Annotated in this window: 22 protein-coding genes; 8 read left to right on the top strand and 14 right to left on the bottom strand. The window is 64.5% G+C overall.

Annotated elements, in window-relative coordinates; genetic code table 11:
• Nucleotides 1-102: 102 nt before the first annotated feature.
• The 4 genes from rplT to pyk all read right to left on the bottom strand — a co-directional run bounded on the left by rplT (nucleotide 103) and on the right by pyk (nucleotide 2,511).
• Nucleotides 103-468, bottom strand: coding sequence for a 50S ribosomal protein L20 (gene rplT / locus V8352_RS13205; protein ID WP_336424763.1), 366 nt, complete (start codon nucleotides 466-468; stop codon nucleotides 103-105).
• Between the two features lie 12 nt (nucleotides 469-480).
• Complete coding sequence (gene rpmI, locus V8352_RS13200) at nucleotides 481-681, bottom strand: 50S ribosomal protein L35 (protein WP_138933094.1); 201 nt, start codon at nucleotides 679-681, stop codon at nucleotides 481-483.
• A 120-nt stretch (nucleotides 682-801) separates the two neighbouring features.
• The gene (locus V8352_RS13195; RefSeq protein ID WP_336424762.1) at nucleotides 802-1,026 is read right to left on the bottom strand and encodes a hypothetical protein; all 225 of its coding nucleotides are present in this window, start codon (nucleotides 1,024-1,026) and stop codon (nucleotides 802-804) included.
• Between the two features lie 39 nt (nucleotides 1,027-1,065).
• The gene (pyk, locus tag V8352_RS13190) at nucleotides 1,066-2,511 is read right to left on the bottom strand and encodes a pyruvate kinase (protein ID WP_336424761.1); all 1,446 of its coding nucleotides are present in this window, start codon (nucleotides 2,509-2,511) and stop codon (nucleotides 1,066-1,068) included.
• Between the two features lie 117 nt (nucleotides 2,512-2,628).
• Here pyk and V8352_RS13185 point away from each other — a divergent pair, with 117 nt between their 5' ends.
• The 3 genes from V8352_RS13185 to V8352_RS13175 are packed head-to-tail and all read left to right on the top strand — an operon-like array spanning nucleotide 2,629 to nucleotide 4,093.
• Nucleotides 2,629-3,369, top strand: coding sequence for an N-formylglutamate amidohydrolase (locus V8352_RS13185; RefSeq protein WP_336424760.1), 741 nt, complete (start codon nucleotides 2,629-2,631; stop codon nucleotides 3,367-3,369).
• 30 nt (nucleotides 3,370-3,399) lie between these two features.
• Entirely contained in the window at nucleotides 3,400-3,753 is a 354-nt protein-coding gene (locus V8352_RS13180) for a 5-carboxymethyl-2-hydroxymuconate Delta-isomerase (RefSeq protein ID WP_336424759.1), read from the top strand.
• Between the two features lie 25 nt (nucleotides 3,754-3,778).
• Nucleotides 3,779-4,093, top strand: a complete 315-nt coding sequence (locus tag V8352_RS13175) for a DUF1244 domain-containing protein (protein ID WP_336424758.1) — start codon at nucleotides 3,779-3,781, stop codon at nucleotides 4,091-4,093.
• 143 nt (nucleotides 4,094-4,236) lie between these two features.
• On the opposite strand, the gene V8352_RS13170 is transcribed toward V8352_RS13175, so the two are convergent.
• From V8352_RS13170 to dgcN, 3 genes are all read right to left on the bottom strand, one after another.
• On the bottom strand, nucleotides 4,237-5,094 hold the full coding sequence (locus tag V8352_RS13170) for a D-amino-acid transaminase (protein ID WP_336424757.1): 858 nt from the start codon (nucleotides 5,092-5,094) through the stop codon (nucleotides 4,237-4,239).
• Between the two features lie 5 nt (nucleotides 5,095-5,099).
• Nucleotides 5,100-6,059 (bottom strand): N-acetyl-D-Glu racemase DgcA, encoded by a 960-nt coding sequence (gene dgcA / locus V8352_RS13165; RefSeq protein ID WP_336424756.1) that lies wholly within the window; start codon nucleotides 6,057-6,059, stop codon nucleotides 5,100-5,102.
• A gap of 70 nt (nucleotides 6,060-6,129) precedes the next feature.
• On the bottom strand, nucleotides 6,130-7,131 hold the full coding sequence (gene dgcN / locus V8352_RS13160) for an N-acetyltransferase DgcN (protein ID WP_336424755.1): 1,002 nt from the start codon (nucleotides 7,129-7,131) through the stop codon (nucleotides 6,130-6,132).
• Nucleotides 7,132-7,328: 197 nt separating this feature from the next.
• Here dgcN and V8352_RS13155 point away from each other — a divergent pair, with 197 nt between their 5' ends.
• Together V8352_RS13155 and V8352_RS13150 are read left to right on the top strand one after the other, a co-directional pair.
• Nucleotides 7,329-8,288, top strand: a complete 960-nt coding sequence (locus V8352_RS13155; protein ID WP_336424754.1) for an L-malyl-CoA/beta-methylmalyl-CoA lyase — start codon at nucleotides 7,329-7,331, stop codon at nucleotides 8,286-8,288.
• Nucleotides 8,289-8,474: 186 nt separating this feature from the next.
• A complete protein-coding gene (locus tag V8352_RS13150; protein WP_336424787.1) occupies nucleotides 8,475-9,263 on the top strand; it encodes an ion transporter in 789 nt (262 codons plus the stop codon).
• 53 nt (nucleotides 9,264-9,316) lie between these two features.
• Here the strand turns inward: V8352_RS13150 and V8352_RS13145 are convergent, their stop codons facing one another.
• The 7 genes from V8352_RS13145 to V8352_RS13115 form a co-directional block, all read right to left on the bottom strand.
• Entirely contained in the window at nucleotides 9,317-10,246 is a 930-nt protein-coding gene (locus tag V8352_RS13145) for an alpha/beta fold hydrolase (protein WP_336424753.1), read from the bottom strand.
• Nucleotides 10,243-10,863: an HAD family hydrolase gene (locus V8352_RS13140; RefSeq protein WP_336424752.1), complete on the bottom strand. Its 621-nt coding sequence runs from the start codon at nucleotides 10,861-10,863 to the stop codon at nucleotides 10,243-10,245. Before V8352_RS13140 ends, V8352_RS13145 begins: the two co-directional genes overlap by 4 nt.
• Complete coding sequence (locus V8352_RS13135; protein ID WP_336424751.1) at nucleotides 10,860-11,822, bottom strand: DMT family transporter; 963 nt, start codon at nucleotides 11,820-11,822, stop codon at nucleotides 10,860-10,862. The genes V8352_RS13140 and V8352_RS13135 overlap by 4 nt, the downstream gene beginning before the upstream one ends.
• A 56-nt stretch (nucleotides 11,823-11,878) precedes the next feature.
• Entirely contained in the window at nucleotides 11,879-12,331 is a 453-nt protein-coding gene (locus tag V8352_RS13130; protein ID WP_336424750.1) for a YaiI/YqxD family protein, read from the bottom strand.
• A 67-nt stretch (nucleotides 12,332-12,398) separates the two neighbouring features.
• A complete protein-coding gene (sthA, locus tag V8352_RS13125) occupies nucleotides 12,399-13,853 on the bottom strand; it encodes a Si-specific NAD(P)(+) transhydrogenase (protein WP_336424749.1) in 1,455 nt (484 codons plus the stop codon).
• A 7-nt stretch (nucleotides 13,854-13,860) separates the two neighbouring features.
• Nucleotides 13,861-14,694 (bottom strand): S-formylglutathione hydrolase, encoded by an 834-nt coding sequence (gene fghA, locus V8352_RS13120; protein ID WP_336424748.1) that lies wholly within the window; start codon nucleotides 14,692-14,694, stop codon nucleotides 13,861-13,863.
• Nucleotides 14,695-14,818: 124 nt separating this feature from the next.
• A complete protein-coding gene (locus tag V8352_RS13115) occupies nucleotides 14,819-15,754 on the bottom strand; it encodes an AEC family transporter (protein ID WP_336424747.1) in 936 nt (311 codons plus the stop codon).
• A gap of 97 nt (nucleotides 15,755-15,851) precedes the next feature.
• On the opposite strand from V8352_RS13115, the gene V8352_RS13110 reads away from it, so the two are divergent.
• The 3 genes from V8352_RS13110 to V8352_RS13100 all read left to right on the top strand — a co-directional run bounded on the left by V8352_RS13110 (nucleotide 15,852) and on the right by V8352_RS13100 (nucleotide 20,688).
• Nucleotides 15,852-16,475: a TetR/AcrR family transcriptional regulator gene (locus tag V8352_RS13110; protein ID WP_336424746.1), complete on the top strand. Its 624-nt coding sequence runs from the start codon at nucleotides 15,852-15,854 to the stop codon at nucleotides 16,473-16,475.
• Between the two features lie 83 nt (nucleotides 16,476-16,558).
• Complete coding sequence (locus tag V8352_RS13105) at nucleotides 16,559-17,635, top strand: efflux RND transporter periplasmic adaptor subunit (protein ID WP_336424745.1); 1,077 nt, start codon at nucleotides 16,559-16,561, stop codon at nucleotides 17,633-17,635.
• A complete protein-coding gene (locus V8352_RS13100) occupies nucleotides 17,632-20,688 on the top strand; it encodes an efflux RND transporter permease subunit (protein WP_442971029.1) in 3,057 nt (1,018 codons plus the stop codon). The genes V8352_RS13105 and V8352_RS13100 overlap by 4 nt, the downstream gene beginning before the upstream one ends.
• Nucleotides 20,689-20,705: the final 17 nt, after the last annotated feature.

Genomic DNA, 20,705 nt, shown 5'->3' with positions numbered 1-20,705 from the left:
AAAACCCTTAGTGAGGGGCCTCCCTCGCAAGCGCCCCCAACGAAAAACGCCGCCGGAGATGTCTCCGGCGGCGTTTCGATCATGTCTCAATCGCAATCAGGCTCAGGCGGCCAGTGCGCCCTTGGCCTGCTCGACGATCGCGGCGAATGCTGCGGGCTCGTGAACGGCCAGATCGGCCAGAACCTTGCGGTCCACTTCGACACCGGCCAGCGTCAGGCCGTTGATGAAGCGGCTGTATGTCAGCGCCTCGTCATGGCTGCGCACAGCGGCGTTGATGCGCTGGATCCACAGCGCGCGGAAGCTGCGCTTGCGGTTCTTGCGGTCGCGCGTGGCGTATTGGTTGGCCTTGTCGACGGCCTGCGACGCAACGCGGAACGTATTCTTGCGGCGGCCATAGTAACCTTTGGCAGCCTTGATGACTTTCTTGTGACGGGCGTGTGTGACGACACCGCTTTTGACTCTCGACATCTGGTGTTCTCCTTAGCGCGCGTAGGGCATCATCGGCTTGATGATCTGCTCATCAGCCTTTGACAGGGTGGTGGTGCCACGGGCATTGCGCAGGAACTTGTTGCTGCGCTTGATCATGCCGTGCTGCTTGCCAGCCTGTGCTGCGATCACGCGGCCAGAGGCCGAGATCTTGAACCGCTTTTTGCAGCTCGATTTTGTCTTCATCTTGGGCATTTCCGGCTCCTCATTATTGGTCGGTCGAACGCGCGACTCGGCATGCCACTCAGGGCCGGACGCGCGGGTGAAGCCCGCCTTTTAGGGGGGATGCGCCCCGCTTGCAAGCGCAAAGCCGCCTCAGTCGAGCAGCTGCCCCACCACGCGCACGAACGCCTTCGGCACATCGGTGATGCTGTATCCCGTCGGCTTCTTCGAGATCGCCCAGACCACGAGGCACCCCGCCGCGATCAGAACCAGTGCGGCCACGCGCGGGGTGCGCCTGTCCGAAAGGGCTGAAACGATGGCCGGTATGGAAAATACCCCCAGCACAAGGCCGATCACCAAAATCTGATCGCTGCTCATGTCACGCGCCCGTCCCGCAAGGAAGCTATGGCGCTTATCCTAGCTTGGATCGGCGGCGTATATCAAACTTTCTTGGCAGGGGGCCACGCGCAGGATGTTGGTCGTACCCGGCACGTTGAAGGGCACGCCCGCCGTCACCACGATCTGGTCTTCTGTGGTGGCATAGCCTTGGGCCCGCGCGGCGCGCGCGGCGTTGATGACCGCCATCTTGAAGCGCTCAAGCTCGGAGGTCATCACGCAATTGACCCCCCAGCTCAGCGCGAGGCGGCGCGCCGTGCCGCGCAGCGATGTCATCGCGATGATCGGCACTCTGGGCCGTTCGCGCGCGGTCAAAAGCGCGGTGGTGCCGGACTGGGTAAAGCAGCAGATCACCTTGATGTCGGTCGTCTCGGCAATTTCGCGCGCGGCGGCCACGATGCCGTCGGCCACCGTGGTGCGCGCGGCGATCCGCGACGCCTCGATGATCTGGCGATAGGTCGGATCGTTCTCGACCTCGCGGGCGACATTGTCCATCGTCTTCACCGCCTCGATCGGATAGCTGCCTGCCGCCGATTCCGCCGACAGCATGATCGCATCGGCGCCCTCGTAGATGGCGGTGGCGACATCGCTGACCTCGGCTCGGGTAGGGACGGGCGATTCGATCATCGATTCCAGCATCTGTGTGGCGACGATCACCGGCTTGGCCGCGGCGCGGCAGGCCCGCACGAGGCGTTTCTGGATGGGCGGCACATTCTGCACCGGAAGCTCGACCCCCAGATCGCCCCGCGCAACCATGATCCCGTCCGAGACGGCCAGGATCGCATCAAAGCGCGTGACGGCGGACGGCTTCTCGATCTTGCTGAGGATCGCGGCGCGCCCCTTGGCCAGATCGCGCGCCTCGGCCACATCCTCGGGGCGCTGCACAAAGCTGAGCGCGAGCCAGTCGATGCCGAGCTGGCAGACGAACTCCAGATCCTTGCGGTCCTTTTCCGACAGGGCGGCCAGAGGCAATTCGACATCGGGCACGTTCACGCCCTTGCGGTTGCTGATGGTGCCGCCGATGACGACCTCGCAATTGGCGTGGCTCTCGCCGCAGTCGGTGACCTTGAGACGGATCTTGCCGTCGTTCACCAAAAGCGACGCGCCCGGCTCGAGCGCGGCGAAAATCTCGGGGTGGGGCAGGCAGACGCGGGTGGCATCGCCCTTGGCCTCGTCCAGATCGAGGCGGAAGGCCGCGCCTTCCTCCAGCTCTTCCTCGCCGTTGGCAAAGACGCCGACGCGCAGTTTTGGCCCCTGAAGATCGGCGAGGATGCAGATCGGGCTGTCCAGATCCTTTTCCACCTGCCGGATGATGCGGTGCTTTTCGCGAATCTCGTCGTGCTGGCCGTGGCTCATGTTCAGGCGAAACACGTCCGCCCCCGCTTCATGAAGCGCGCGGATCATGTCATAGGTTTCGGAGGCCGGGCCAAGTGTGGCGACGATCTTGACGTTGCGATGGCGTCTCATTTGTGAAACTTCCTGTACTATGGGGCCGCAGGATGGGGCACCGGGCAGCGCACCGGCACATGCGCGCTTCAATGCCATTCTTTTGCGCCGAGGCAAAGGGCAGACGGGAGTTTTGAGGTGACTTACAAGCCATTTGTCATCGACGGGCAGGACCGCCCGGGACGATGGACGGTATTGTGCGATCACGCGTCCAATGAGGTGCCGGATTTCGTCAACGGGGGCAGCCTCGGCGTGGCCGACGAAGACATGGCGCGCCACATTGCCTATGATCCGGGCGCCGAGGGGGTCAGTCGCGCGCTGGCCGAAGCGCTGGATGGCCCGGCAATCCTGTCACGCTTTTCCCGCCTCGTGATCGACCCGAACCGCGGCGAGGAGGATCCGACGCTGATCATGCAGCTATATGACGGCACGATCATTCCCGGCAATCGCGGCATATCGGATCTGGACGCGGATGAACGGCTGCGCCGCTGCCACCGGCCCTATCACGAGGCGGTTGCGCGTCTGGCCGCCGCGCGCGACGCGCCGGTGCTGGTGTCGGTCCACAGTTATACGCCGCAGCTGCGGGGGCGCCCTCCGCGCCCGTGGCAGATCGGGGTGCTTTATTCCACCGACACGCGGCTTGCGCATCCGCTCTTGGCGCGCCTGCGCGCCGAGCCGGACCTGAGCGTTGGCGACAATCAGCCCTATACCGGCCATCTGCCGGGCGATACGATTGCACGGCACGCAATCGCGCATGGCAGGCCCAACGTGCTGATCGAGCTGCGCAATGATCTGATCGCAACCGAGGTGCAGCAGCGCGCATGGGCCGCGCGCCTCGCCCCGATCCTGACCGAAACGCTGGCCGGGGCCAGCTTGTAAGCCTGCCATCTGGCAAGAAGGGGGTAAACCATGCCGCATGTCATCATCGAGCATTCGCCGGACGCGGCCGATCCGGAGGGACTCAGTGCGCTATGTGATGCTCTGTTTGCCGCGCTGGCGGCCCATCCGTCGATCACCCGGCCCGAGACGCTGAAGCTGCGCAGCTGCGCGGCGGGCGCCCATCTGCTGGGAACGCGCGGGCAGAGCTTTGCCCATGCCACGCTGCGCCTCTTGCCGGGGCGGGATGCGGATACCAGATCCGACTTGGCACAAGTGATCTTGCGTGTGCTCGAGGCCCAGATGCCGCATGTGCACAGCCTGTCGGTGGATGTTGCCGATCTGGACCCCGCCTATGCCAAGCGTGTACTGCCGCCCGACGATTGAGCGAGGCTGAATGAGGAGAATGAGAATGGACGAGCAGACCCAAATCGAGCTGGAGGCCGCCGCCTTTCGCGCCCTGCGCCACCACCTGATGCAAGAGCGCCCGGATGTGCAGAATATCGACATGATGAACCTGACCGGGTTCTGCCGCAACTGCCTGAGCCGCTGGTATCAGGAAGCCGCGAACGCGCGCGGCATCGAGATGTCCAAGGATGAGGCGCGCGAGGCCTTCTACGGCATGACCATGGACGAGTGGAAGGCTGCGCATCAGACCGACGCGACCGCCAGCCAGCAGGACACATTCAAGACGGCCTTTGCGGAAAACGTAGAGAAAAAGCGCTGAAACCGCAATCGGACCGCCCCGGTGGGGGAGCGGTCCGAGATGAGTATTTTTGCCAAGATGAAGCCTGGCGCCAGAATTATGAGTTGCGCAGGGCCTAAAGCGTTTCGCCTTTTGCTGATATCTCAGGTTAAAGGCGAAACGCTTTAGACGGCGACCTTGAGGCTTTCGTCGATGTAGATTTCGCGCAGGCGCGCGGCGATCGGGCCGGGCATCCCGGTGCCGATTGCGGCGCCGTCCAGCTCCACCACGGGTGTGACGAAGGCGCTGGCCGAGGTGACGAACGCCTCGTCCGCATCCTTGGCCTCCTCGATGGTAAAGCTGCGCTCCTCGACCTCCATCTGTGCCTCGCGGGCAAAGCGCAAGACGGCAGCGCGGGTGATGCCGTGCAGAATGTCATTGCTGAGGGCACGGGTGATGATGCGGCCGTTCTTGATGATGTAGGCGTTGTTGGATGTCCCCTCGGTGACATGGCCATCCTCGACCATCCAGGCATCGTCGACGCCCGCGGCCTGTGCCATCGTTTTGGCCATCGACGGGTAGAGCAGTTGCACTGTCTTGATGTCGCGGCGGCCCCAGCGCAAGTCGGGCACTGAGATGACGCGCGCGCCGCGCTTTGCCTTGGGGTTGTCCATCAGGCTCGGCATGTCTTGGGTGAAGAGGACAACCGTCGGCTCGGTCTCTTTGGGTGGGAAATTGAAATCACGGTCGCCGGGGTTGCCCCGTGTGACCTGAAGGTAAATCAGCCCCTGATCGAGGGTGTTGCGCGTGACCAGCTCGCGGTGGATCTCGAGCAGATCATCACGCGCGCTCGGCCGCGTCATGTCCAGCTCGCTCAGCGAGCGATCGAGGCGGACCATGTGGCCTTCGAAATCCACCAGCTTGCCGCCCAGAACACAGACCACCTCATAGACGCCATCGGCCATGAGAAAGCCCCGGTCAAAGATCGAAACCCTAGCCTCGGTCTCGGGCAGGTACTCGCCATTTACATAAACAGTGCGCATCGTCTTTATCCCCATAGCTCTGGCGCGGGGGGGTGCACCCCGGCGCCGTCAAATATCAGCGGTGTGTCCCGGTCCTCGGCCAGAAGGAGAGGGCCGTCAAGGTCCGTCACCATCGCGCCTTGCGCGACGAGGGTTGCCGGCGCCATACCCAAGCTGGACCCGATCATGCAGCCGACCATCACGCGATAGCCTTCCGCCAGTGCTTCGCGGCGCAGCTCAAGCGCCTCGGTCAGCCCGCCGGTCTTGTCCAGTTTGATGTTCACCACGTCGTACTTGCCCTTGAGCGCCGCGAGGCTGGCGCGATCATGGCAACTTTCGTCGGCGCAGACGGGCAGGGGGCGTGCGACGCCCAGAAGCGCGTCGTCCTCGCCCGCAGGCAAGGGCTGTTCGACCAGTGCGACGCCAAGGCGCAGCAAATGCGGCGCAAGGTCGGCATATATCTCGGCGCTCCAACCCTCATTGGCATCGACGATGATCGTCGATTTGGGCGCACCCGCGCGGACCGCCTCGAGGCGCGCCATGTCATCGGGTGTGCCCAGCTTGATCTTCAAAAGGGGGCGGTGCGCATTCTGTGCCGCCTTGGCCCGCATCGCCTCGGGCGTGTCCAGCGACAGGGTATAGGCGGTGATCTCGGGCCCCGGCGTGGCCAAACCTGCCAAGTCCCAGACGCGCCGCCCGGCGCGCTTGGCCTCCAGATCCCACAGCGCGCAATCCAGCGCATTGCGGGCCGCGCCCGCCGGCAGACCCATCAGTGCAGCGCGGTCCGTCACCTCGGCACCCTCGATTTGCGCGGTCACCGACTCCAATGTCTCGCCGTAACGCGCATAGGGAACGCATTCGCCGCGCCCGGTGTGATCACCGTCGCTGACGCTTACCGTCAGCACCTCGGCCTCGGTGCGCGAGCCGCGGCTGATGGTAAAGACCTGCGCCAGTTTGAACACATCACGCGTTACCGATACCTGCATGCACCCTCGCCTTTCATTGTTCTGAAAATACTCAAAATCCGGCGGGGCCTGCCTGCGCCGGACGCCCGGATCAGACCGCCGCCAGCGCATCCACCAGCACATCTGCGCCATAGCGGTAGGGGTCGGTCGCGGGCAGACCCATTTGCTGCGATATCTCGGCCAGATAGGCGCGTGCGTCCGCGTCGCCCATGTGCTGTGTGTTGATCGAGATGCCGACCACCTTGCACTGGGGATTGCCGACCTGCGCCAGTGGCAGCGCGGTATCGCGCAGCTGCTCGAGCGACGGCAGGGAATACCCCGGCAGGCCGCGCATATGACTGCGCGTGGGCTCGTGGCAGAGGATCAGAGCATCGGGCTGGCCGCCATGGATCAGCGCCAGCGTCACGCCGGAGTAGGAGACGTGGAAAAGGCTGCCTTGGCCTTCGATCATGTCCCAATGATCGGCGTCATTGTCCGGCGTCAGATACTCGATTGAGCCGGCCATGAAATCGGCGATCACGGCATCGAGCGGGACACCGCCGCCGGTGATCAGGATGCCGGTCTGGCCGGTGGCGCGGAAGGTCGCCTTCATCCCGCGCGCGGTCATGTCGCGCTCCATCGCCATGGCCGTATACATCTTGCCGACCGAACAGTCGGTGCCGACGGCAAGGCAGCGCTTGCCGGTCCGCTTCTCGCCATTGGCGATGGGGTATTTGACGCTGGGAATACGCACATCATGCAAGGTGCGCCCCGTTGCCTTGGCCACGGCCACGAGGTCCGGCTCGTCGCGCAAAAGGTTGTGCAGGCCCGAGGCCAGATCAAAGCCCTCTTCCAGCGCTGCGACCAGCACTTTTTTCCACGCCTGGCTGATGATGCCACCGCGGTTGGCAACGCCGATCACCAGCGTTTTCGCGCCCGCCGCCTTGGCCTCGAGCAGGGTCATTTCCGTCAGGCCCAGATCGGCGCCGCAGCCGGGCAGGCGGAACTGGCCCACCGCGTTTTCGGGGCGCCAGTCGCGAATGCCGATGGCAACCTTGGCGGCCAGCATGTCGGGCGCATCGCCCAGAAACAGAAGATATGGGGTCTCGATCATGGTATGTCCTTTGGCGGCGCGCGGAATCGGCGTTTGCCTCTGCTTAGCGCATATCACGCGGGGTGTTCACCCGAAAACCTCGCAGTTCATCAGGCAGGTCATGCTGCAACTGCATAATCGCCTTGCGGCGGGGCGCGTAATTTCATACCGGTTGGGTGATTGATCGCGCAACTTCGTTACTCAGAAAGGTCTACCCCATGAGCTTCCGCTTGCAGCCGCCCGCGCCCGCCCGTCCCAATCGCTGCCAGCTTTTTGGGCCGGGATCGAACGCCAAGCTCTTTGAAAAGATGGCGGCAAGCGCGGCGGATGTGATCAATATCGACCTTGAGGACTCGGTTGGCCCCAACGACAAGGATCTGGCGCGCAAGCAGACGATCGAGGCCATCAATGCGGTCGATTGGGGCACCAAATACCTCAGCGTGCGGATCAACGGGCTTGATACCGGCTGGTGGTATCGCGATGTGGTCGACCTGCTGGGGCAGGCGGGTGATCGGCTGGACCAGATCATGATTCCCAAAGTGGGCTGCGCGGCGGATGTCTATGCCGTCGATGCGCTGGTCACGGCGGTCGAGCGCGCGCAGGGCCGCACCAAGCCGATCACCTTCGAGGTCATCATCGAGAGCGCGGCTGGCATCGCCCACGTCGAGGAAATCGCCGCCGCCAGCCCGCGCTTGCAGGCGATGAGCCTCGGGGCTGCCGATTTCGCGGCCTCGATGGGCATGGCCACGACCGGGATCGGCGGCACGCAGGAGAATTACTACATGATCCGCGAGGGAACCAAGCATTGGTCCGACCCTTGGCACTGGGCGCAAGCGGCCATCGTCGCGGCCTGCCGCACCCATGGATTGCTGCCTGTCGACGGCCCGTTCGGGGATTTCTCGGATGACGACGGCTTTCGCGCGCAGGCCCTGCGCTCGGCCACGCTGGGTATGGTGGGCAAATGGGCGATCCACCCCAAGCAGATTGCATTGGCCAACGAGGTCTTCACCCCAACGGATGAGGCTGTCGCCGAGGCGCGCGAGATCCTGGCCGCGATGGAGACGGCGAAAGCCAATGGCGAGGGCGCGACCGTTTACAAGGGCCGCCTTGTCGACATCGCCAGCATCAAGCAGGCCGAGGTCATCGTCCGCCAATCCGAGATGATTGCCGTCGGCTAGGCGATGATCTGCTGAAAGGTGCGCCTGCGGCGCGCATTTTCACCATTTGCGCTGCGCGCAGCGACGGTTGAAATCTTGCAGATTTCAACCGAGTGGATATTTGGAGGAAGAAGAAAAGAAGGGCGGCGCGCAGGGGCCGCCCATTTTGCGTAAATTTAATAATGAATGACGGGGCAAGGTGAGTTGATGGACACGCGCGCGAAGTTGGACGCATTCTTGTCGCGGGCCGCGGTCCGGCAGGTGATCATCGGGGTCATCATTTTCAACGCGATTATCCTCGGGATGGAGACGTCAGACCCGATCATGTCGCAGTTCGGTTCAGCGATCGTTGCGCTGGACAGGGCCTGCCTTGCCTTCTTTGTAGCGGAAATCGCGCTGAAGCTTTATGCGCGGGGCGGGCGGTTTTTCCGCGACGGGTGGAGCATCTTTGATCTGGTGATTGTGGCGGTCGCACTGGTTCCGACCGGACAGGCGCTGTCGGCGCTGCGAGCGCTGCGCATTCTGCGGGTTTTGCGCGTCATTTCGGTGGCGCCGCGCCTGCGCCGGGTCGTCGAGGGTTTTGTCACCGCGCTGCCGGGTATGGGGTCGGTCTTCTTGCTGATGGCGATCATCTTCTACATCGCCGCGGTCATCGCAACCAAGCTTTTTGGCGCCGATTTCCCTGAATGGTTCGGCACGCTGGGCCGGTCGGGCTATTCGCTGTTCCAGATCATGACGCTGGAGTCGTGGTCCATGGGCATCGTGCGCCCGGTGATGGAGGTTCATCCTTGGGCATGGGCGTTTTTCCTGCCCTTCATCCTCGTCACGACCTTTGCCGTGGTCAACTTGCTGGTCGGTTTGATCGTCAACTCTATGCAGGATGCGCATCACTCGGAAAATGAGGCGAGCACCAATACCTATCGCGACGACGTTCTGGCGCGGCTGGCTGCGATGGAGGCCAAGCTGGACGCGTTGGCCGATGACCGCAAGGAGTAAGCGCACCGCACCGAGCTGCATCTGCGGCTCAAGGGCGAGAGGCTGATCCGGGCCTAAGGCGCAAGATGCTGGCGCAGCAGTGCCGCGACCTCTGTGTCATGGCTGTAGGGCAGGGCATGGCCTGCGCCGGGCACTACGTGCTGCCGGGCCGATGGGTTCCAGCCGGCGAGGGTCTCGCGGCCTGCCACCGGGATCACCTCGTCGACTTCGCCCCACACAACAAAGGTCGGGATGCTCGCGGCGCTCACCGCACGGTGCGCCGCCTCGCTATCCTCATCCAGCGCGCCGCGAAGGGACGCCAGCACCGCGGGCAGGAAGCCACGGTAACGCAACTGCGCAATCTGCATGTCGACGATGCCGGGCACGCCTGACCTCTGCCCGCGCTCGGCCTCGAGCGCGCGGCGCATCGAGCGGCCATAGACCGACAGCATTGCCCATGAGCCGATGAGCCCGGTCCGTGCGATCAGCCGCGAGGCGGGCCCCAGATCATGGCCGACGCCCGCCGGGGCCAGAAGAACCAGCTGGCAGACCCGGCTGGGATGCGCGGCGGCAAAGCCGGGCGCGATCATGCCGCCCATCGAGTAGCCAAGGAGGGTGATGTCGCTCTCGACGTTTTGGTCTGCCAGAAGGTCCGATAACTGTCGGCAGAAGAAGTCCACATCCTGCGCCCCGTGCGGACGGTCGGAATAGCCGCGCCCGTAAAGGTCATAGACGAGCACACGGTAGCCCATCTGGCCAAGCGTCTCGGCGATGCGATCCCAGACGAAGGAGGGCGTCGTCAGACCGTGAACGCAGACCGCGACGGGGCCATCCTCGGGGCCTGACCAGCGGAAATGCACGCGCCCCTGTGGCAGGTCGGCGAACTGGCCGGGCGCGGCGCGGCGGGCGCGGCGCGACATTGCCGGGCGCGCCGCCTCGCGCAGGAAGGGCGCGGCGGCGATGACGGCTGCGACACCGGCGAGGATGAGGAGCAGGTTTGTCACACCGCCTCCTGCGGGCCGAGAAGGCGGGCGCGCACCAGGCAATCGGCCAGCCCTGCCGCCTCCTTGAAGTGATGCACCTGCCAGCCGCGTGCAGCAGCAGCGGCGATGTTGTCGGCGCGGTCATCGGTAAAGAGCAACGCCCCCGGCGGCAGGCCGCAATCGGCCTCAACCGCGGCATATATGGCCGGATCAGGCTTGATCAGGCCCATCTGACCCGAGATATAGGCCCTGTCGAACTGGCGCAGGAACGGGAATTGCGCGGCGCTGAGCGGGAAGTTCTGCGCGCCGAAATTCGAAAGCGCAAAGACCGGGATGCCGCGCGCCCTCAGCGCCTGCATCAGGCGGACGGAATGCGCGATGGCGGGCTGGGCGATCTGGCACCAGCGATCACGAAAATGCAGGAGCTCGGGTGCGAAATCGGGATGTGCGGCACCGGTGCGCACGGCCTCTTGCGAGAAATCCGCACCGGCATCGATGCGTTCCATCATGGCGGATATGTCCACGGCTTGAAACATCGCGCGGCGGCGCTCAGGCCCGACGGCGCCGTCAAAATAGCGCTCGGGTTGCCATTCGATCAGGACGTTGCCGATGTCGAAGATGACGGCCTGCGGGGTCATCGGCGATAGCGCGGAACGGGCCGCACCGCCTTCTTGCGATGCTCGCGCCAGAGCATGTAGAGGCCCGAACCGAGGATCAGCGCGATCCCGATCCAGGCGTTCAGCGTGGGCCATGTGTCAAAGAAGACAGCGCCCCAGAAGATCGCGATGGGCATCGCCACATATTCGAACGGCGCGGCGAAGGCGGCCTCGCTTAGCCGGTAGGCCTGCGTGATGAGCCAGCTGCCGCCCACACCCGCCACGCCCAGCATGACGATCACCCAAAGCGCATAGCCGTCGAGCGGCGCCCATGCGCGCACGAGGAACGAGAGCGCCGGATGCACGTCCGGCTCATAGCGCCCATCGCTGAGAAAGAAGCCGATGATCGCGCTTGAGACGAGGAAGGTGAAAATGACATAGATTGTCATGGTCGCGGCGCTTTCGGTGTTGCGGATCTTGCGCGTGACCATATGCATCGCACCATAGAGCACGGCGGCAATCGCCGGCAGCAGCGAGGCGAACTGGAACGCGTCGGTGCCCGGCTGCACGATCATGAGAACGCCGATCAGCCCGACGAGGATGGCGATCCAGCGGCGCGGGCCGACCGTCTCCTTGAGAAAGATCACCGACATGACCGCGATGGCCAGCGGCGAGATGAAGAAGATGGCGACCGCATCCGCGATGGGCATCGCAGCAAGGCCCAGAAAGAGGCAGACATTGGCGCAGACGATAAAGCTGCCGCGCAAAAGGTGCGCGCCGGGGCGCCGCGTGCGAAAGACGCGCCAGCCGCCGCTGAAGGGCATGATGAGGCCAAGGAAAACCACAAGGCTGACCAGCGAGCGCAACAGAACGACCTGATGCAGCGCGTAATCATCGCTGAGCAGCTTGATCCCGAGATCGACAAAGGAAAAGCACAGGATCGCCGCGATCGCGCAGAGCGCGCCGATCATGTTGTTGGCCGGTACGGCAATCGTATTCATGGGGCGTGTTTCATCGGGCAAGGCTCATCTTGTTTGGCTCAACGGGAAAGGGCCTATCAGGGGGCTGTCTTGCTGGCCTGCCTGACGGCCCGCTCCAGCGCGTCCAGAAAGCGCGAGCGATCGGTCTTTGTAAACCCCTTGCCGCCTCCCTGGCGAAAGGGGTCGGCGGCCCGCAAATCCGTCATCAGGTCGCGCGTGGCCAGCACGTTGCCGATATTGGCCGCTCTCAGCGGCTCGCCATTGTGCTTGAGCACCAGCGCGCCCGCCTCGACGCATTTGGCCGCCAGGGGAATATCGCCGGTGATGACGACATCGCCTTTCGTCGCGCGCTCGGCGATCCACATGTCGGCGATGTCCGGCCCGTCGGGCACAATGATGGTTTCGACCAAGGGGTGGGGCGAGGGGCGCAGTCCTCCGTTCGAGACGATATAGACCATCAGGTCATGCCGCGTGCCGACGCGGATCGCCTCGTCCTTGACGGGGCAGGCATCTGCATCGACATAGATCACCGCGCGCAGCGCCGCGCGGAAAACAGTGCTTCGCCGCAGCGTTTTCCGAATGGAAACCGGGCGCGTGTCATGGCGCGTCCGCCTTTGTGCGAGCCTTGCGGCCGACCTTGTATTCCTCGGGGATGGGCATGCGGTTGAACGCATCGAGCCCTGCGATCTTGTAGGCCTCGGCCAGCGTCGGGTAGTTGAATGTATTCTGGACGAAGTAATCCACCGTGCCTTTCAGGTTCAGCACTGCCTGCGCGATGTGAATAAGCTCGGTCGCGCCCTCGCCGACGATCTGCACACCCAGCACGCGCCGCGTCTTGAGGCTGAACAGCATCTTCAGCATGCCGTGCTCCAGCCCCATGATGTGCCCGCGCGACGTTTCGCGAAACCGCGCGACGCCGACCTCATAGGGGATGCCGCGCTCGTTCATCTCTTCTTCGGACATGCCGCAGGTGCTGATCTCGGGGACGGAATAGATGCCGTAGGGAAACCAGGGGCTTTCGGGCAAGGTGGGCGTTTCAAGCGCGTGGCACGCCGCGATGCGCCCCTGCTGCAACGAGGTGGAGGCGAGGCTGGGATGGCCGATGACATCGCCTGCGGCATAGATATGCGGCACTGATGTCTGGTAGGTCTTGCGGTCAACCTCAAGCCGTCCGCGATTGTCGGTCTCAAGCCCTGCATTCTTGAGCCCAAGCCTGGACGTCGCCCCCATGCGTCCGGCGGCAAAGAGCAGCATGTCACTGCGCACATGTCGCCCATTCTCGAGCGTGACCTCGACGTGACGGCCCGCGTCCTCAATCGTTGCGATCGGCGAGCCGAGGCGCAGATCGACGCCGTTCTCGCGGATCTGGTGGGTGAAATCGTCGATAATGCCGTTGTCGATGAAGTCGAGGAAAGTCTCGCGCGGCTCGATCAGGGTCACGCGCACATCGAGGGCGGCAAACATCGTCGCGTATTCCACCCCGATCACGCCCGCGCCGATCACCGTCAGGCTGCGCGGGATCGCGTCGATCTTGAGGAATTCGTCGCTGTCCAGCACGGTCGTGCCGTTGAAGGGGCAGCTATCGGGGCGGTAGGTCTTGGTGCCCGTGGCGATCAGGAACTTGTCTGCCGTCAGCCGCGCGGTCTGGCCCGCATCCACCTGCACCTCGACCTCGTTCGGCCCGGTAAAGCAGGCCAGTCCAAACAGCGTTTCCACGTGGTTGCGATTGAACTGATGCTCCAGCACGTCGACCTCGTAATCGACGGTCTTGGTCAGACGCTGCTGAAGATCCTCGGCGCCGATGTCGTCCTTGACCCGGTAGGAGCGCCCGTAAAAACTGCGCTCGCGCCACCCCGACAGGTTCAACACCGTCTCGCGCAGGGTCTTGGACGGTATCGTGCCGGTATGGGCCGATACGCCCCCGAGGCGATCCTTGCGGTCGATCACCAGAACGCGGCGATTGAGCTTGCCGGCCTGGATGGCGGCTGCCCGCCCGGCAGGACCCGAGCCGATGATGATCAGGTCGTAATGATCCGGACGGTCGTGCTGCATCGCCCTTTTATCCTGCATAAAGCGCCTCTGCGTGGAATGTCACGTGATCCTCCATGAAGGAGGAGACAAAGAAATAGCTGTGGTCGTAGCCGGGCTGCATGCGCAGAATGCACTGCTGGCGGCGCTTTGCGGCGGCGCTGGCCAGCGTCTCGGGCATCAGCAGATCGAGGAACTGATCGGTCGTGCCGGTATCGACCAGTATCGGCCCGTCAAACCCCTTCTCCGCCATCAAAAGGCTCGCGTCATGCGCGGCCCATGTGGCCTCATCCGTGCCCAGATAGCCGGTGAACTGCTTGCGGCCCCAGTCGCTGGCGGTGGGGTTGCAGATCGGCGAGAAGGCCGAAACGCTGCGAAAGCGGCCCGGCAGGCTCATCGCCAGTGTCAGCGCGCCGTGTCCGCCCATGGAATGCCCGGTGATCGACTGCCGCTCCATGTCCAGCGGGAATTCGGCGGCCAGCAGCGCGGTCAGATCCTCGGTGATGTAGTCGCGCATCTGGAAGTGTTCGGCCCAGGGCGCCTCGGTTGCATTCAGGTAGAACCCCGCGCCTTGGCCCATGTCGAAGGCTTCGTCGTCAGCCACGCCCTCGCCGCGCGGCGACGTGTCGGGAAAGACCAGCGCGATGCCCTGCTCGGCGGCCCAGCCCTGGGCGCCCGCCTTGGTCATGGCGTTCTCATGCGTGCAGGTCAGGCCCGACAGATACCACAGCACGGGCACGGGGCCGTCCCGCGCCTCGGCAGGCAGAAAAAGACCGAATGTCATATCGGTGCCCGTCGCCTCGGAGGCGTGGGTATAGACGCCCTGAATACCCCCGAAACAGGCGTTTTCCGATTTCGTTTCCATGGCGGCGCTCCTCTTGGCAGGCTTGTTTCACGGGTATGCTTAACAGGCGGTTGCCGAGGGTGAAACGGCTAAAAGAAAGTGCTTGTTCGGGGACACTTCCGGCAAGGTCGCAGGAAAGATCCCATTATCGGTAGAGCGGCTGCACCCAGCCGATCACAAGCGAGACCGTGATCGCGGCCAGAACGGTCGAGATCAGGATCGAGGTCGACACCCGCTGCGGCGCAACGCCGTAATGCTGCGCCAGCATGTAGACATTTCCCGCCACCGGCAGGGCGGCGGCGGCAATCATCACGGCAGCGGCATAGGGCGCCACGTCAAAGATCAGCAGCGCGGCGATGGCGACAGCGGCGGGGTGCAGCACCAGCTTGCAGAAGCTCAGCCAGCCCGCCACGGTCGGGCGCTCGGCCGATTTGCCGGCCAGTGAGGCGCCGATGGCAAAAAGCGCGCCGGGGGTCGCCGCGCCGCCGAGGATGATGAGAAACTCGTTGACCGGGCCGGGGATCGGCCATTGCAGCGCCGACCACGTCAGGCCCAGCACGATCGAGACGATCATCGGGTTCTTGAGCAGGCCAAGGCCCACAACCCCCAGCACAGCCGGCCGCATGCGCCCGTCGCGGGTGCCGGTGATGACCACCACGATCAGCGCGCCAAAGACGATCAGATCAATCGCCAGGACCAGCATCACCGATGCGATCGCCGCCTCGCCCATCAGCATCGCCAGCATGGGGATGCCGAGAAAGCCGACATTGCCGATCACCGCGCATTGCGCCTCGACGGCGGCCTCCTCGGCGCGGATGCCGCGCAGCCATGCCACGCCTGTGGCCAGCGCATAGACCACGATCGAGCCGCACAGATAGGCCAGCACGAAGGGCAGATCAAAGACCTCGCGCAGGCCCAGATTGGCCGAAAACCGCAAGAGCATGGCCGACAGCGCAAAGTAGAACACGAATTTCGTCAGATAGGCTGTCGCCTGCGGTGTGAAGAAACCACTACGGCCCGCGCCATATCCCAGCGCGATGATCATGAAGAAGGGAAGGGTCTGGATGAAAATCGCGGCCATGCCACTTGTTAGCAGGCGGGCTGGCGGCGTCAATCGCGCCTGCTTGCGTCCCAAGGGGTCCAGGCACTAGGGTAGCGAAAAATCTTGAGGCAGGCACATGGCGGCAGTCACCGGCGCTATCCGAAAAGGGCGCAAGTTCGATCAGGTGCTGGAAGGCGCGCGCGAGGTCTTCATGCGCGACGGCTTTGATGGGGCCAATGTCGATGACATCGCGCGCGCAGCGGGCGTGTCCAAGGCCACGCTTTACAGCTATTTTACGGACAAACGGCTGCTTTTTTCCGAGGTCGCGCGCATCGAATGTGATGGCCAGGCCAGTGCCGCGATGGCCGACATCGCCCCCGACGCCCCTGTCGAGACGGCCCTGCGCGACCTTTCCGACCGCATCACACGCTTTTTCCTGTCGGATTTCGGGCTTCAGATCTATCGCATCTGCGTCGCGGAAAGTCACCGCTTTCCCGAGCTTGGCGAGAGGTTCTACGCTTCGGGACCGCGCATGTTGCGCCAGCGGCTGGGCGCGATCCTGGACTGCTACGTGCAGCGCGGCGCGCTGAGGATCGATGACATGGACATGGCCGCGAACCAGCTGATCGAGCTGTGCAAGAGCGATCTGTTCGCGCGCCGTCTGTGCGGCGTCAGTGATGGTGCCTCCGAGGAGGATATTCGCCGGGTTTCCGGCGCGGCGGTGGACATGTTCCTCGCCCGCTACGGCGCCCACACGTAGGGCGGCGCGCGCTCGACAACCGGCGCCCTTGGCGCATAACCTGCAGTTGCAGGCACACCAAGCCACCTCAAAGGACTCGCGCCATGAAAAAGGCCCTCGCCCTTCTGTCCCTCGTCGCGGCGCTCGCCCAGCCGGTTCTGGCCGCGCCTGCCGCCGCGCAGGATAGCGCCGATCCCGCACCCCAGACGCTGCGCCCGGTCAAGCTGATGACGCTCGAAGAGGGGGTGGGCGAAATCCAGCGCGAATTCTATGGTCGGGTGCGCGCCCGCGAGACGGTCGATCTCGCCTTTCAGGTGGGCGGGCAGGTGACCGAATTTGGCGTGTCCGAAGGCGCGCAGCTGGATGAGGGCGCGCTGATCGCGCAGCTGAACCAGGCCCCGTTCGAGCGCGCGGTCGCGCGCGCGCAGGTCGATCTGGAAAAGGCCGAGCGCGACGTGGCGCGTCTGTCAAAACTTTCCGGTAGCGCGGTTGCCGCGGTCGAGGTGCGCAACGCCGAGACAAGCGCCGATCTGGCCCGTATCCGCGCAGAAGAAGCACAGGAGGCGCTGGAGGATGCAACGCTCCATGCGCAGTTCGATGCGTTGGTGGCGCGCCGCGAGGTTGCCAATTTTTCCACCGTCAGCGCAGGCCAGCCCGTCGTGCGTCTGCATGACATGTCCGAGTTGCGCGTCGATATCTCGGTGCCCGAAGTGCTGTTTCGGCGCGGCCCGGCGCAGCAGGTCACCTTCGAGGCGACATTCCCCGGCGCGCCCGAGAGTTTTGAGCTTGTCCTGCGCGAATTCGAGGCCGAGACGGCGGATGTCGCCCAAACCTATGAAATCACGCTGGCCTTTCCCGGCGATGTGCCCGAATGGGTGCTGCCCGGCGCCTCCGTCACTGTCACTGCCCGCGCCGAGCGGCCGAAGGGCGCGCAGATGCTGGTGCCCGATACGGCCATCACCTTTGACGCGGATCGCCAGCCGGGGCTGATGGTCTTTGCGCCCTCGGATGGTGAGGATGTCGGCACGGTCACATGGACCCCGATCGAGATGGAGCTGCGCGACGACACACGCGTGCGCATCGTAGACGGCCCTGCGCCCGGCACCGAAATCGTCGCAGCAGGCGCCGCGCAGCTTCGGGATGGCCAAACGGTCCGGCGCTTCAAGGGGCTCGCGCAATGACCCTGGCCCTCGCGCGCGGCGCGATCGCCCGGCCTTTGCTGACGTGGATCCTGATGCTGACCTGCCTGCTTGGCGGCGTCTGGGGATTTTCCACCATCGGGCGGCTGGAGGATCCGGCGTTTACAATCAAGAACGCCGTCATCATCACGCAATACCCCGGCGCCAGTGCCGCCGAGGTCGCCCGCGAGGTTTCCGAGCCGCTGGAATCGGCCATCCAGAAGATGGCCGAGGTCGATACGATCACCTCTTCCAACAAACCTGGCATCAGCCGGATCAATGTCGAAATCGCTGACACCTACGACGGCGACGCCTTGCCGCAGGTCTGGGACCGCCTGCGCGCCCGCGTCACCGATGCGCGCGGATCGCTGCCGCCCGGCGCAGGCACACCCCTCGTCAATGACACCTTCGGCGACGTCTTCGGTATCTTCCACGCGGTCACGGCCCCCGGCTTCTCCGACGCCGAGATCCACGACATCGCCGACTTCCTGCGCCGCGAGCTATTGTCGGTCGAGGGTGTGGCCGATGTGGTCCTCTCGGGCCTGCCCGAAGAGGCGATCTTTGTCGAACCCGATAGCGCGATTGTCGCCAATCTGGGCGTGTCGCCCGATGCCATCCAGGCCGCCATCGTCGAGGCGACGGAAGTCGTCGCCGCCGGCGCGGCCCGCCGCGAGGGACAGAACATCCGCATCGACGCGCCGTCAGGCTCGACCAGCGTGGATGCGATAAGCGACCTGACCCTCGGCATCTCTGGCGAGCTCATCGGCCTGACGGATTTTGCCGCGGTGACGCGGGGGCGCGTGGAAAACCCGTCGATGATCATTCGCCATGATGGCCAGGAAGCCTTCACCATCGGCATCTCGGGCAAGGACGGGCTGAACATCGTCGAGGTCGGCGCGCGCGTGGATGCGCGCTTGGACAGGCTGCAATCGGATATCCCCGTCGGCGTCGATCTGCACCCCGTCTACCAGCAGCATTTGGTGGTGGATGAGGCTTCCTCGGATTTCCTGGTGAATCTGGCCTTGTCGGTCGCCATCGTGATCATCGTCCTGGCCCTCTTCATGGGGTGGCGCGCGGCCGTGGTCGTGGGGGTGACGCTCTTTCTTACGGTCGTCGGCACGATCTTCTTCATGGCCCTCTTCGGGATCGAGATGCAGCGCATCTCGCTGGGCGCACTCATCATCGCGATGGGGATGCTGGTGGACAATGCGATCGTGGTGGCCGAGGGGATGCAAGGCGACATGGCGGGCGGCAAATCCGCGCCGGACGCCGCCGAGAATACCGCCAGCAAGACGCAGATCCCGCTTCTTGGGGCCACTGTCATCGGCATCATGGCCTTTGCGGGGATCGGCCTCAGCCCAGATGCGACGGGCGAATTTCTCTTTTCGCTTTTCGCGGTCATCGGCATATCGCTGCTGCTGTCCTGGGTGCTGGCGATCACGGCGACGCCCCTCTTGGCGCATTACCTCTTCAAGGTCGGCACGCAAGGTGCAGGCGGCGCCTATGACGGCCCGGTGTTTCGCGCTTATGCAGCCGTGCTGCGTGGCGCGATACGCGCGCGCTGGCTGGTGATCGCGGCGCTCGTCGTGTTGACGGCGGCCTGCTACTGGGGCTTTGGCCAGGTCAAGCAGCAGTTCTTTCCTGACAGCAACACGCCGCTCTTTTATGTGCACTACAAATTGCCGCAAGGCGGGTCGATCCACGCCACCGCGCGCGATATGGCCATCGCCGAAGAGTGGCTCTCGGCGCGGGGCGATGTCGTCTCGGTCTCGACCTTTGTCGGCGGCGGCGCGTCGCGCTTCATGCTGACCTATTCCCCAGAGGAAAACCTGCCGACCTACGGCCATCTCATCATCCGGACCGAAACGCTCGCGCAGATCCCGCCCCTGCGCGCCGACCTCGAGGCGTTCGGACGCAGCGCTCTGACCGAGGGCGAGTTTCGGACCGAGCGCCTCGCCTTCGGCCCCGGCGGGGGCGCGCCGATTGCCGCGCGCATTTCGGGCGCGGATGCCGACGTGTTGCGCCGCCTCGCGGCCGAGGTCGAGGCACGGATGCTGGGCGCGACCGACCGCCTGCAAGACCTGCGCACCGATTGGCGCGAGCGCGAGATGGTGATCCGGCCCCTCTACGACGATGGCCGCGCCAAGACGGCAGGCGTCACCCGCAGTGACGTGGCGCGCGCCCTGCAATACGCCACCGATGGCGCAAGGGCCGGCACCTACCGCGAACAATCGCGCCTCATTCCTATCGTGCTGCGCAATCCCGGCGCGGATGGCGCCACCGGCGCAAGCCTTGTCGGCCAGCCGGTCTATTCCAGCGCGGCGAACAGTTTCATCCCGCTCGAGCAGCTTATCGACGGGTTCGATTACGCCGCCGAGGATACCCTGATCCAGCGCCGCGGACGCCTGCCAACCATCACCATCATGGCGGGCGTGCCCGCAGGCGCCAACTCGGCCGAGATCTTCGGCCAATTGCGCGGCCCGGTCGAGGCGCTGGAGCTGCCCGAGGGCTACACCCTCGAATGGGGCGGCGAATTCGAGAACTCGACCGAGGCGCAAAGCTCGCTCGGCTCGCGCCTGCCGGTCTCGCTTCTCATCATGGTGCTGATCTCGGTCCTTCTTTTCGGCAAGCTCCGCCAGCCCGCGATCGTCTGGCTGCTGGTGCCGATGTCAGTGAATGGCGTCACGCTCGGCCTTCTGGCGACGGGGCTGCCGTTCTCCTTCACGGCGCTTCTCGGTCTGCTCAGCCTTTCGGGCATGCTTCTGAAGAACGGCATCGTGCTGGTCGAAGAGATCGACCTGACCCGCGCCGATGGCGTGCCCTTCTCGCGCGCGGTGGTCGAGGCGTCGACCTCGCGCCTGCGTCCAGTGATGCTGGCGGCGATCACCACGATCCTGGGCATGGTTCCGCTGCTTTGGGACGCCTTCTTTGCCTCTATGGCGGTCACGATCATGGGCGGTCTGGGCTTTGCCAGCATCCTCACGCTGATCGCCGCGCCCGTCCTTTACTACATGATGTTCCCGGCCGCCCGCCGCGACGAGGCAAAGGCAAGCTAGCGCGCTCTCGCTGGTGG

It is taken from the genome of Roseovarius sp. D0-M9 (assembly GCF_037083805.1).
GTDB lineage: Bacteria > Pseudomonadota > Alphaproteobacteria > Rhodobacterales > Rhodobacteraceae > Roseovarius.
This window is presented reverse-complemented; position numbering and strand designations above follow the sequence as displayed.